Source organism: Burkholderia sp. BC1 (assembly GCF_052683555.1).
Genome location: NZ_JBQYLP010000052.1, coordinates 1 through 13,362, shown reverse-complemented (window position 1 = coordinate 13,362; position 13,362 = coordinate 1). Strand labels below are relative to the sequence as shown.

Annotated in this window: 7 protein-coding genes; 5 read left to right on the top strand and 2 right to left on the bottom strand. The window is 69.2% G+C overall.

The genetic code is table 11. The features are described 5' to 3' along the window. The first annotated feature begins 14 nt into the window (after positions 1–14). From ACSHSS_RS22240 to def, 5 genes are all read left to right on the top strand, one after another. Positions 15–956, top strand: a complete 942-nt coding sequence (locus ACSHSS_RS22240) for a DMT family transporter (protein WP_006402637.1) — start codon at positions 15–17, stop codon at positions 954–956. 138 nt (positions 957–1,094) lie between these two features. Continuing rightward, a complete protein-coding gene (gene smc / locus ACSHSS_RS22235; protein ID WP_012467647.1) occupies positions 1,095–4,607 on the top strand; it encodes a chromosome segregation protein SMC in 3,513 nt (1,170 codons plus the stop codon). Positions 4,608–4,691: 84 nt separating this feature from the next. After that, positions 4,692–5,999 carry a cell division protein ZipA C-terminal FtsZ-binding domain-containing protein gene (locus ACSHSS_RS22230; RefSeq protein WP_048806005.1) on the top strand — a complete coding sequence of 436 codons (1,308 nt, stop codon included), beginning with the start codon at positions 4,692–4,694 and terminating at the stop codon, positions 5,997–5,999. 164 nt (positions 6,000–6,163) lie between these two features. After that, complete coding sequence (gene ligA, locus ACSHSS_RS22225) at positions 6,164–8,239, top strand: NAD-dependent DNA ligase LigA (protein ID WP_053297129.1); 2,076 nt, start codon at positions 6,164–6,166, stop codon at positions 8,237–8,239. Next, positions 8,236–8,769: a peptide deformylase gene (def, locus tag ACSHSS_RS22220; protein ID WP_006402641.1), complete on the top strand. Its 534-nt coding sequence runs from the start codon at positions 8,236–8,238 to the stop codon at positions 8,767–8,769. Before ligA ends, def begins: the two co-directional genes overlap by 4 nt. A 132-nt stretch (positions 8,770–8,901) precedes the next feature. Here the strand turns inward: def and ACSHSS_RS22215 are convergent, their stop codons facing one another. Together ACSHSS_RS22215 and ACSHSS_RS22210 are read right to left on the bottom strand one after the other, a co-directional pair. Next, positions 8,902–10,731 (bottom strand): pseudouridine synthase, encoded by a 1,830-nt coding sequence (locus tag ACSHSS_RS22215; protein ID WP_445545551.1) that lies wholly within the window; start codon positions 10,729–10,731, stop codon positions 8,902–8,904. 16 nt (positions 10,732–10,747) lie between these two features. Next, positions 10,748–13,324: a [protein-PII] uridylyltransferase gene (locus ACSHSS_RS22210; protein ID WP_445545550.1), complete on the bottom strand. Its 2,577-nt coding sequence runs from the start codon at positions 13,322–13,324 to the stop codon at positions 10,748–10,750. Between the last annotated feature and the right edge of the window lie 38 nt (positions 13,325–13,362).

Below are 13,362 nucleotides of genomic sequence, written 5' to 3'. Positions count from 1 at the left end.
AGGGTATCGAAACAATGAACAACGCGGTACGCGGCAGCCTGCCGACACTCGCGATCCTGATCGGCGCATCGGTGTGGGGCGTGATCTGGTATCCGCTGCGCATCCTCGCGTCGCTCGGCGTGACGGGCACGCTCGCGAGCGCGCTGACGAGCGTCGTCGCGTTCCTGTTCGTGATCGTCGCGCGGCGCAGCGCGATCGCGACGCTGCGCTGGCACTGGGTGCTGCCCGGCATCGCGCTGACGGCCGGCGTGACCAATCTCGGCTTCGTGTGGGGCACGATCCACGGCGAGGTGCTGCGCGTGATGCTGCTGTTCTACCTGACGCCCGCCTGGACCGCGATCTACGCGCACTTCCTGCTGCGCGAACGGCTGACCTGGGCCGGCGCGGGGCTTGCCGCGCTGTCGATCGGCGGCGCGATGCTGATGCTGTGGTCGCCGCGGCTCGGCCTGCCGCTGCCGTCCAATCCGGCCGAATGGGCGGGCCTCGCGGCCGGCCTGAGCTTCGCGATGAGCAACGTGCTCGTCATCAAGGCGAGCCGCGAGCTGCCGTCGATGCGCGCGGAGATGCGTACCGCGACGCTGTTCGGCGGCGCGGCCGCGTTCGGCGCGATCGCGTCGCTGATCGAGGGGCTGCCGCCGGTGCCGGCGAGCGGCGCGCTCGGCGTCGCGGCGCTGATCGTCGTCGCGATCGGCGTGACGATGGCCGCGAACAATCTGCTCGTGCAGTACGGCCTCGCGCGCGTGCCGGCCAACCGCGCATCGATCATCATGCTGTTCGAGATCGTGATCACCGCGCTGTCCGCATGGGTGTTCGCGAACGAGCTGCCGACCGCGCGCGAGTGGGCCGGCGGCGCGTGCATCGTGCTCGCGACGCTGCTGTCGAGCCGCGTCCACCGCGCGGCACCCGCGCAGGACAAACCCGGCGACGGGCAGAACGGCGCACGCGCGATGGTATGATTGAAGCCGTTTGCGGGGCCTGGCGCTTGAGTGCGCGGCCCCGTTTTTGAATTCCGGGGGTGCGTGCGCGCCAGGGCTGACAGCCCCCGCGCCGCGCGCCGCTGTTCGTTTCACCTCTTCTTCACATCCGATACCGCCGTGCGTCTGAGCTCGATCAAACTCGCTGGCTTCAAATCCTTCGTCGATCCCACGCATTTTCAGGTTCCGGGCCAGCTCGTCGGCGTGGTGGGCCCGAACGGATGCGGCAAATCCAACATCATCGACGCCGTGCGCTGGGTGCTCGGCGAGTCGCGCGCCTCCGAGCTGCGCGGCGAGTCGATGCAGGACGTGATCTTCAACGGCTCGACGACCCGCAAGCCCGGCAGCCGGGCGAGCGTCGAGCTGATCTTCGACAACTCCGACGGCCGCGCGGCCGGCCAGTGGGGCCAGTACGGCGAGATCGCCGTGAAGCGCGTGCTCACGCGCGACGGCACGTCGAGCTACTACATCAACAACCTGCCCGCGCGCCGCCGCGACATCCAGGACATCTTCCTCGGCACCGGCCTCGGCCCGCGCGCGTACGCGATCATCGGGCAGGGGATGATCGCGCGGATCATCGAGGCGAAGCCCGAAGAGCTGCGCGTGTTCCTCGAGGAAGCCGCGGGCGTGTCGAAGTACAAGGAGCGCCGCCGCGAGACCGAGAACCGGCTGCACGACACGCGCGAGAACCTGACGCGCGTCGAGGACATCATCCGCGAACTCGCGGCGAACCTCGAGAAGCTCGAGGCGCAGGCCGTCGTCGCGACGAAGTACAAGGAGCTCGTCGCCGAAGGCGAGGAGAAGCAGCGCCTGCTGTGGCTGCTGCGCAAGAACGAGGCCGCGGCCGAGCAGCAGAAGCAGCAGCGCGCGATCGAGCAGGCGCAGATCGACCTCGAAGCGCAGACCGCCAAGCTGCGCGAAGTCGAATCGCAGCTCGAGACGCTGCGCGTCGCGCACTATGCCGCGAGCGACGCGATGCAGGGCGCGCAGGGCGCGCTCTACGAGGCAAACGCCGAAGTGAGCCGCCTCGAGGCCGAGATCAAGTTCATCGTCGAATCGCGCAACCGCGTGCAGGCGCAGATCGCCGCGCTGAACGCGCAGCGCGAGCAATGGCGCGCGCAGGCCGAGAAGGCGCAGGACGAGCTCGAGGAAGCCGAAGAAGCGCGCGCGATCGCCGACGAGAAGGCCGCGCTCGCCGAGGACGAAGCCGCCGCGAAGCACGATGCGCTGCCGGCGCTCGAAGCGAAGTGGCGCGACGCGCAGGCGCAGCTCAACGACGAGCGCGCGCGGATCGCCCAGACCGAACAGTCGCTGAAACTCGAAGCCGCGCACCAGCGCAACGCCGATCAGCAGCTGCAGCAGCTGCAGCAGCGCCACGAGCGGCTGAAGGCCGAGGCTAGCGGGCTCGATGCGCCTGACGAGGCGCAGCTCGAGGAACTGCGCATGCAGCTCGCCGAGCAGGAGGAAATTCTGGCCGAAGCGCAGGCGCGGCTTGCCGATGCGCAGGAAACGGTGCCGCGTCTGGACGCCGAGCGCCGCGCCGCGCAGGAGCGCGTACAGGCCGAAAGCGCGCAGATCCACCAGCTCGAGGCGCGGCTTGCCGCGCTGAAGCAGCTGCAGGAAAACGTGCAGACCGAAGGCAAGGTGCAGCCGTGGCTCGACAAGCACGAGCTCGGCGCGCTGCCGCGGCTCTGGAAAAAGCTGCATGTCGAACCCGGCTGGGAAGCTGCGCTCGAAGCGGTGCTGCGCGAGCGGCTCGCGGCACTCGAAGTGTCGAATCTCGACTGGGTGAAGGCGTTCGCGACCGACGCGCCGCCCGCCAAGCTCGCGTTCTACGCGCCGCCGCCCGCCGGCGAGCCGCCGGCGCCGGCAGCGGGGCTGAAGCCCGTGCTGTCGCTCGTGCGCATCGACGACGCCGGCATCCGCGCGGTGCTCAACGACTGGCTCGGCAACGTGTACGTCGCCGACGACGTCGCCCAGGCGCTCGCGGCGCGAGCGCAGCTGCCTGCCGGCGGCGCGTTCGTCGTGAAGGCCGGGCACATCGTCACGCGCGTCGGCGTGCAGTTGTATGCGGCCGACTCCGAGCAGGCCGGGATGCTCGCGCGCCAGCAGGAAATCGAGAATCTGACGCGCCAGGTGCGCGCACAGGCGCTGCTCGCCGACGAGGCGCGCACCGCGGCCGTGCGTGCGGAAGCCGCGCATACGCAGGCGACGCAGGCGCTCGGCGACGTGCGCGCGCAGGCCGAGCGCGCGACGCAGCGCGTGCATGCGCTGCAACTGGACGTGCTGAAGCTCGCGCAGGCGCACGAGCGTTATACGCAACGCAGCACGCAGATCCGCGAGGAACTCGAGGAGATCGGCGCCCAGATCGACGAGCAGCGCGCGTTGCGCGCGGAGTCGGAAGCGAATTTCGAGCGCTTCGATGGCGAGCTCGCGGAGCTGCAGGCGCGCTTCGAGGACAACCAGCTCGCGTTCGAGGCGCTCGACGAATCGCTGACGCACGCGCGTCAGGAAGCGCGCGATCTCGAGCGCGGCGCGAACGACGCGCGCTTCGCGGCGCGCAACGCGGTGACGCGGATCGACGAGCTCAAGCGCAGCATCCAGGTCGCGCACGAACAGAGCGAGCGCGTCGCCGCCTCGCTGGAGGACGCGCGCGCCGAACTCGAGACGATCAACGAACAGACCGCGCACACCGGGCTGCAGGACGCGCTCGAAATCCGTGCGGTGAAGGAAGCCGCGCTGCAGGCGGCGCGCATCGAGCTCGACGATCTGACCGCGAAGCTGCGCGCGATGGACGAGCAGCGTCTCGTCGCCGAGCGTTCGCTGCAGCCGCTGCGCGACCGCATCACCGAGCTGCAGCTGAAGGAGCAGGCCGCGCGCCTGTCCGTCGAGCAGTTCGCGGAGCAGCTGGCGGCGGCCGAGGTCGACGAGGAAGCGCTGCGCGACAAGCTGACGCCGGATCTGAAGCCGTCGTATCTGCAGGGCGAAGTCACGCGGCTGAACAACGCGATCAATGCGCTCGGCCCCGTCAACATGGCGGCGCTCGACGAGCTGAAGGCGGCGAGCGAGCGCAAGGTGTTCCTCGATGCGCAATCGGCGGACCTGACCGACGCGATCACGACGCTCGAGGACGCGATCCACAAGATCGACCAGGAAACGCGCACCTTGCTGCAGGGAACCTTCGACGAGGTCAACCGTCACTTCAGCGATCTGTTCCCGCGCCTGTTCGGCGGCGGCCAGGCGAAGCTGATCATGACGGGCGACGAGATTCTCGATGCGGGCGTGCAGGTGATGGCGCAGCCGCCCGGCAAGAAGAACGCGACGATTCACCTGCTGTCGGGCGGCGAGAAGGCGCTGACGGCCACCGCGCTCGTGTTCGCGATGTTCCAGCTGAATCCGGCGCCGTTCTGTCTGCTCGACGAGGTCGACGCGCCGCTCGACGACGCGAACACCGAGCGTTTCGCGAATCTGGTGCGCGCGATGTCGGACAAGACGCAGTTCCTGTTCATCTCGCACAACAAGATCGCGATGGAAATGGCGCAGCAGCTGATCGGCGTGACGATGCAGGAGCAGGGCGTGTCGCGGATCGTCGCGGTGGACATGGAAACCGCCGCCGGTTTTGCCCAGAATTGACGTTTGACCAAACCGGACCGCGGGCGCGCGGCGCATGGGCGCCCGCTCGCGGTTCGACGTAAAAGAATTGCTGATGGAGCGTGCATGGACGAGTTGACACTCGGTTTGATCGGCGCGGGCGCCGTCGTGGTGGGCGGCGTCGTGGTCTACAACGCGTGGCAGGGGGCAAAGGTGCGGCGCAGGATGCCGCGTCCGATGCCTGAAGAGACGGCCGAGGCGATCAGCCGCCCCGAGCGCGACGACGAGTTGCCGTTCATCGAGCCGGTCCGGCAGCCCGTGCGGCGCGAGCCGGCCGCGGCCGCACCGGTCGCCGCCGGCGGCGCGTCGGCCGAAGCCGCGCGCGTCGAGCCGACGTTCGGCGGCGTATCGGCCGGCGCGGCGCCCGCGGACACGCCGGCCGATCTGCAGGCCGAAGCGACCGGTGCCGAGACGCGCGTCGATACCGCTGCGCGCGACGAAGCGAGCGAGCCGGCCGACGCGAGCGCCGATGCGCATGAGGCGCCTGCCGCGACGGCAGAGTCCGCCGAGCGCGCGGAACCGGTGCTGCCGGCCGCGACGACCATTTCGTCCGCGCCGCCGGCCGTCGTCGATCGCCGCATCGACTGCATCGTGCCGATCCGGCTCGGCGCGCCGCTGCCGGGCGACAAGATCCTGCCGGCCGCGCAGCGGCTGCGCCGCGCGGGCAGCAAGCCCGTGCATATCGAGGGCAAGCCGGAAGGCGGCCACTGGGAGCTGCTGCAAAACGGCGTGCGCTACGAGGAACTGCGTGCGGCCGCGCAGCTCGCGAACCGCAGCGGCGCGCTCAACGAGCTCGAGTTCTCCGAGTTCGTGACGGGCGTCCAGCAGTTCGCGGACGCGATCGACGGCGCACCCGAATTCCCGGACATGATGGAAACCGTCGCGATGGCGCGCGAGCTCGACGGCTTTGCCGCGCAGTGCGACGCGCAGCTGTCGATCAACGTGCTGTCCGACGGGGCGCCGTGGTCGGCGAACTACGTGCAGGCTGTCGCGTCGCAGGACGGGCTGCTGCTGTCGCGCGACGGCACGCGCTTCGTGAAGCTCGACGCGAAGCAGAATCCGGTATTCATGCTGCAGTTCGGCGACACCAACTTCCTGCGCGACGACCTCACCTACAAGGGCGGCGACATGATCACGCTCGTGCTCGACGTGCCGGTCGCCGAGGAAGACATCCTGCCGTTCCGGCTGATGTGCGATTACGCGAAGTCGCTGTCCGAGCGGATCGGCGCGCGCGTCGTCGACGACTCGCGCCGGCCGTTGCCGGAATCGACGCTGCTCGCGATCGAGCAGCAGCTGATGAAGCTCTACGCGAAGCTCGAGGAAGCGGGCATTCCGGCCGGCTCGCCGGTCACGCGACGCCTGTTCAGCCAGTAACGCAGGCATTCGGGCGACCGCGCGCGGCGTATGCCGGCCGGTCGCCGCGCGCGATCGCGATGCGGCGACGCAGCATCGCGCCTGCACGCAGGCCGCGCCCCCGGCACGGCGCCAAACTGAGATAATTCGGCATTCGATTTTTTTCGCAAGAATCTGCCGCCAGCATGGCCCGAACCCAAGCCGAACCGCCAGCCAGTCAACCCGATGCGCGCGCCGCCTGGCTGCGCGACCAGCTCGAACGCGCGAACCACGCGTACTACGTGCTCGACCAGCCCGATCTGCCCGATGCGGAATACGATCGGCTGTTCCGCGAGCTGCAGCAGCTCGAATCCGATCATCCCGATCTCGTCACACCCGATTCGCCGACGCAGCGCGTCGGCGGCGCCGTCGCGAGCGGCTTCACGCCGGTCGTTCACGATGCGCCGATGCTGTCGCTGAACAACGGGTTCGCCGATGACGACATCGTCGCGTTCGACAAGCGCGTCGCCGACGCGCTGGGCAAGACGACCGATCTCGCCGGCTCGGTGACGGATCCCGTCGAATACGCGTGCGAGCTGAAGTTCGACGGGCTCGCGATCTCGCTGCGCTACGAGCACGGCGTGTTCGTGCAGGCGTCGACGCGCGGCGACGGCACGACCGGCGAGGACGTGACCGAAAACGTCCGCACGATCCGCTCGATTCCGCTGAAGCTGAAGGGCGACCGCGTGCCGGCCGTGCTCGACGTGCGCGGCGAGGTGCTGATGTTCAAGCGCGATTTTGCGCGTCTGAACGAACGCCAGCGCGCGGCCGAGCAGCGCGAGTTCGCGAACCCGCGCAACGCGGCGGCCGGCAGCCTGCGCCAGCTCGATCCGAAGATCACCGCGCAGCGTCCGCTCTCGTTCTTCGCGTACGGCATCGGCGTGCTCGACGGGATGCCGATGCCCGATACGCACAGCGCGCTGCTCGACTGGTACGAGGCGCTCGGGCTGCCGGTGAACCGCGAGCGCGCGGTCGTGTACGGCGCGCAGGGGCTGCTCGACTTCTTCCGCAAGGTCGGCGAGAAGCGCGAGTCGCTGCCGTACGACATCGACGGCGTCGTGTACAAGGTGAACCGCCGCGACGAGCAGGATCGCCTCGGTTTCGTGTCGCGTGCGCCGCGCTTCGCGCTCGCGCACAAATTCCCCGCGCAGGAGGCGCTGACGAAGCTGGTCGCCATCGGCGTGCAGGTCGGCCGCACCGGCGCGATCACGCCGGTCGCGCGGCTCGAGCCCGTGTTCGTCGGCGGTGCGACCGTCACGAACGCGACGCTGCACAACGAGGACGAGGTGCGCCGCAAGGACATCCGGATCGGCGATACGGTGATCGTGCGGCGCGCCGGCGACGTGATTCCGGAGGTGGTGGGCGCCGTGCTCGACCGGCGTCCGGCCGATGCGGCCGAATTCGTGATGCCGACCGAATGCCCGGTATGCGGCTCGAAGATCGAGCGGCTGCCCGACGAGGCGATCGCGCGCTGCACGGGCGGGCTGTTCTGCCCCGCGCAGCGCAAGCAGGCGCTGTGGCATTTCGCGCAGCGGCGCGCGCTCGACATCGACGGGCTCGGCGAGAAGATCATCGACCAGCTCGTCGAGCTGAACCTCGTACGCACGCCGGCCGACCTGTTCAACCTCGGCTTCGCGACGCTCGCGGAGCTCGACCGCTTCGCGGAGAAATCGGCGCAGAATCTGCTCGATTCGCTCGAGAAGGCAAAGCACACGACGCTCGCGCGTTTCATTTACGCGCTCGGCATCCGCCATGTCGGCGAATCGACCGCGAAGGATCTCGCCAAGCATTTCGGCTCGCTCGACCCGATCATGAACGCGACGATCGACGAGCTGCTCGAAGTGAACGACGTCGGGCCGATCGTCGCCGAATCGATCCACCAGTTCTTCGCGGAAGAGCACAACCGGACCGTGATCGAGCAGCTGCGCGCGCCGGGCAAGGTCACCTGGCCGGAAGGGCCGCCCGCGCCGAAGGCGCCGCAGGGCGTGCTCGCCGGCAAGACGGTCGTGCTGACCGGCACGCTGCCGAACCTCACGCGCGACGACGCGAAGGAGATGCTCGAGGCGGCGGGCGCGAAGGTGGCCGGCTCGGTGTCGAAGAAGACCGATTACGTGATCGCGGGCGCCGAAGCCGGCAGCAAGCTCGCGAAGGCCGAAGCGCTCGGCATTCCGGTGCTCGACGAAGACGGGCTGCATCAACTCCTGGAGGGCAACACGCGATGATTCGCGAAATCCTGAAGATGGGCGATCCGCGCCTGCTCGAGGTCGCGCGGCCGGTCGACCGGTTCGACACGCCGGAATTGCACGAGATCGTCGCGGACATGTTCGAGACGATGCATCACGCGAACGGCGCCGGGCTCGCGGCGCCGCAGATCGGCATCGGGCTGCAGATCATCATCTTCGGCTTCGGCAGCAACAACCGCTATCCGGACGCGCCGCCCGTTCCCGAGACGGTGCTGATCAATCCGAAGCTCGAATACATGCCGCCGGACATGGAAGAGGGCTGGGAAGGCTGTCTGTCGGTGCCGGGGATGCGCGGTGTCGTGAGCCGCTATGCGAAGGTGCGCTACAGCGGCTTCGACCAGTTCGGCGCGAAGATCGATCGCGTCGCCGAAGGCTTCCATGCGCGCGTGGTCCAGCACGAATACGACCACCTGATCGGCAAGCTGTATCCGATGCGGATCACCGACTTCACGCGATTCGGCTTCACCGAAGTGCTGTTTCCGGGACTCGATCCGGCCGCGGACGATTGACGGCCGATGCCGCAGGCGTGGCGACCATGCCGCCGCGCGCGTCGTGATGAACGGAGAAAGAAAAAGCCCGCCGTCGATGGCGGGCTTTTTCGTTGATGCGGTGCACGCGCGGTGCGGGCCGCGGCGTGCCGGTCAGAACTGCTCGTCGGCGGAGAGGTAGCGCCATTGGCCTTGCGGCAGCGCGCCGAGCGTCACGCGGCCCATCCGCACGCGCTTCAGTCCGATCACCTCGAGACCGACGAGTTCGCACATCCGGCGGATCTGACGCTTGCGCCCTTCGCGCAGCACGAAGCGCAGCTGCTCGCCGTTTTGCCAGCTCACCATCGCGGGCTTCAGTGCGACGCCGTCGAGCTCGAGGCCGTGCCGCAGCTGCGCGAGCCGTTCGGCCGGGAAGTGCTGGTCGATGTCGGTCAGACGGTCGCCGAAGCGCACGCGCACCAGGTATTCCTTGTCGACGTCCGACTGTTCGCCGATCAGCTGTTTGGCGATCCGGCCGTTCTGCGTCAGCACGAGCAGGCCCGTCGAGTCGATGTCGAGCCGGCCGGCCGGCGCGAGCGCGCGCAGATGCTGCGGCGAGAAGCGCAGCGGCGAACGGTCGCCGCTCCAGTGGTTTTCACGCGTGATCAGGACGCTGGCCGGCTCGTAGCCGTCTTCGGCCTGGCCGGACACGTAACCGACCGGCTTGTGCAGCAGGATCGTCACTTGGGCGGCCTGCGCGGCCTGCGCGCGCTCGTCGATCTCGATGCGCTGATCGGCGCGAACCTTCGTGCCGAGCGTGTCGATGCGCTCGCCGTCGACGAGCACCCAGCCTTTCTCGATCCATTCATCGGCTTCGCGGCGCGAGCAGAGACCGAGCTCCGACATCCGCTTCGACAGGCGCATCAGGCCGGCTTCGTCGCCGCGATCGACGTCCGCGGCGCGGCGCTTCACCGGTTCGGCGGTTTTCAGTCGCGCGTTGCCGGACGGGCGGCGCTCGGCGGTGCTGCCGCGCTTCGGGCCTTCGCCGGCAGCGGCGTCGCGATACGGTGCGCGCTTGCCGCCTTCCGCAGCGCTCGCGCGACGCGGACGTGCATCGTCGTCGTTGCGGCGCGTCGGACGCTCGGACGACGCACGACGCTCGCCGAAACTGCCGCGCTTCGCGCCTTCGCCGGCGGTCGCGGCGTCGCGATACGGTGCGCGCTTGCCGCCTTCAGCGGCGCTCGCGCGACGCGGACGTGCATCGTCGTCGTTGCGGCGCGCCGGGCGGTCGGAAGACGTGCGACGCTCGCCGAAACTGCCACGCTTCGCGCCTTCGCCGGCCGCGGCGTCGCGATACGGTGCACGCTTGCCGCCTTCAGTAGCGCCCGCGCGACGCGGACGCGCATCGTCGTCATTACGACGCGCCGGACGGTCGGACGACGCACGACGCTCGCCGAAACTGCCACGCTTCGCGCCTTCGCCGGCCGCGCCGTCGCGATACGGTGCGCGCTTGCCGCCTTCAGCGGCGCCCGTACGACGCGGACGTGCCTCGTCGTCACTACGACGCGCCGGACGCTCGGACGACGCACGACGCTCGCCGAAACTGCCACGCTTCGCGCCTTCGCCACTGGCGGTGGTGTCGCGATACGGTGCACGCTTGCCGCCTTCAGTAGCGCCCGTGCGACGCGGACGCGCATCGTCGTCATTACGACGCACCGGGCGTTCCGACGACGCACGACGCTCGCCGAAGCTGCTGCGCTTCGCGCCTTCGCCAGCCGTGTCGCGATCGGGCCGCGGCGCATTCGCGCTCGCCGCTGCGCGCGGCTTGGCCGGGCGCGGGCCTGCGGCCGGCGTGCCGGCGGCCGGTTTCGGTCGCGCCGGCTTGGCTGCCGCGGCGGGCGCTGCGGCGCGCACCGGCTTGCGGGCGACGAGGCTGCCCGAACGGACAGGTGCGCGGCTCGGCGATGCCGGCCGCGGATTCTTGACGGTCAATTTGGTGCGCATAAACGCTGGAGTTGGTTCAGACTGCGATCGCGCGCAGCAATTCGGTTTCCACCTGGATCTGCAGCCGGTTGTCGGACAGGCCGGCACCGTCGAGCAGGAAGACGTCCTCGACGCGTTCGCCGAGCGTATTGATCCGCGCCGCATGGACGCCGACCCGGTGCTCGGCCAGCACGCGCGCGATCGAATAGAGAAGGCCCGGCCGGTCGTTGGCGGACACGGACAGGATGTAGTACTGGCCGCGCTCGTCGGCCCGCAGGTCGACGCGCGGCGTGATCGGGAACGTGCGCGAGAGCCGCGACAGCCGGCCCTTCGACGGTTCGGGCAGCGGCATGGCCTCGGTCAGCCGCGACGCGAGCTGCTGCTCGACGAGATTCGCGATGTCGCGATAGCGGACGTCGCCTTCGGGCCGCGTGACGATGAAGTTGTCGAGCGCGTAGCCGTGCCGCGTCGTGCTGACGCGCGCGTCGAGCACCGACAGTCCATTGCGGTCGAAATACGCGCAGATGCCGGCGAACAGGTCGGGGCGGTCCTTCACGTAGACGAGCACCTGCAGCGCATCGCCGACGGGCGACGGCCGCGCGCGGACGATCGCCGTCTCGGCGTTCACGTGGCGGTACAGCACGCGCGTCTGCCACGCGATGTCGGCGGCGTCGTGGCGCAGGAAGAAGCCGACGTCGAGCTGATCCCACAGCGCGCGGTGCGCGTCGTCGGGCACGGTCTCGAGGCGCAGCAGCGCAAGCGCCTCTTCCTGGCGCGACTTCAGTTCCGAGTGCGCGTCGGGCTTCGCGCCGCCGAGCACCGCGAGCGTGATCCGGTACAGATCCTCGAGCAGCTTGCCCTTCCACGCATTCCACACTTTCGGGCTCGTGCCGCGGATGTCGGCGACGGTCAGCAGATACAGCGCCGTGAGCCGGCGCTCGTTGCCGACCAGTTCGGCGAAGCGCCGGATCACGTCGGGATCGCTCGTGTCCTGCTTCTGCGCGACCTGGCTCATCGTCAGATGGTGCTGGACGAGCCAGACGATCAGCGCCGCATCGTCGCCGGCGATGCCGTGCTCGCGGCAAAAGCGCCGCGCATCGGCCATGCCGAGCGTCGAATGGTCGCCGCCGCGGCCTTTCGCGATGTCGTGAAACAGCGCGGCGACGTACAGCACCCACGGACGCTCGAAATTGCCGATCAGCTGGCTGCAGAACGGATATTCGTGCGCATGCTCGGCCACCGCGAAGCGGCGGATGTTGCGCAGCACCATCAGGATGTGCTGGTCGACCGTGTACACATGGTAGAGGTCGTGCTGCATCTGGCCGACGATGCGGCGAAAATTCAGCAGATAGCGGCCGAGCACGCTCGTCTGGTTCATCAGCCGGAACGCGTGCGTGATGCCTTCGGGCTGCTGCAGGATCTGCAGGAACGTGCGGCGGTTCTGCGGGTCGCGCCGCCACGCGTTGTTCATGATCTCGCGCGAGTTGTACAGCGCGCGCAGCGTGCGTGCGGACAGCCCCTTCACGCCGCGCGTCGTCTCGTACAGCAGGAACGCTTCGAGGATCGCGTCGGGATGGCGCTCGAACACGCCGTCGTCGACGATTTCGAGCATCCCCTGTTTCTCGACGAAACGATCGGGCGACAGCACGCGCGTGATGCCGCTCGTCGCGGGGAACAGCTGCGCCTCGATGTTCTGGATCAGGATCGTCGCGAGCTGCGTGACCGCTTTCGCGGCCCAGTAGTAGCGGCGCATCAGCTGCTCGCTCGCGCGCTTGGCGGGCGTCGGCCGATAGCCGAAGCTTTCGGCCGCCTGCGTCTGCAGGTCGAACACGAGCATGTCCTGGCGGCGGCCGGCGATCACGTGCAGCCGCGCGCGCAGCGTCTTCAGGAACGCTTCGTTGCGCCGCAGCTCGCGCGCCTCGCGATCGGTGATGAGCCCGCGCGTGTCGAGTTCGCGCCAGCTGCTGCCGAAGCCGGCCGCGCGCGCGATCCACAGGATCGTCTGCAGGTCGCGCAGCCCGCCGGGGCTTTCCTTCACGTTCGGCTCGAGGCTGTACGGCGTGTCCTGGAATTTCGCGTGGCGCTGCCGCATTTCGAGCACCTTCGCGGTGAAGAACGCGCGTGCGTCGAGCGCCTCGTGATAGCGGACCGTGAAGCGCTCGAACAGCGCGGTGCTGCCGACGATACGGCGCGCCTCGAGCAGCGACGTCTGCACGGTCACGTCCTGCGACGCTTCCTCGATGCACTGCGCGACCGTACGCACGCTGCTGCCGATCTCGAGCCCGAGATCCCATGCCATGCCGATGAAGCGCTCGATGCGCGCGTCGAGCGCTTCGTCGTGCGTATCGGGCAGCAGCACGAGGATGTCGACGTCCGAATGCGGTGCGAGCTCGCCGCGGCCGTAGCCGCCGACGGCCACGAGCGCGAGCGTCGCGGGCAGCCCGCAGTCGTCCCAGACGCGCTTGAGCGCGTCGTCGGTGAGCTTCGACAGCGCGTGCATCAGCGACGCGACGTTGGTCGCGCCGCGAAAGCGCTCGAGCAGCTCGGCCTTGGCGGCCTTGAATGCGGCGCGCTGCGACAGCGCTTTGGGGGCGGGGGCGGCGTGAGCGCTCATGAGCGGCCGTTCGGACGAGCTGTCTCTTATACACATCT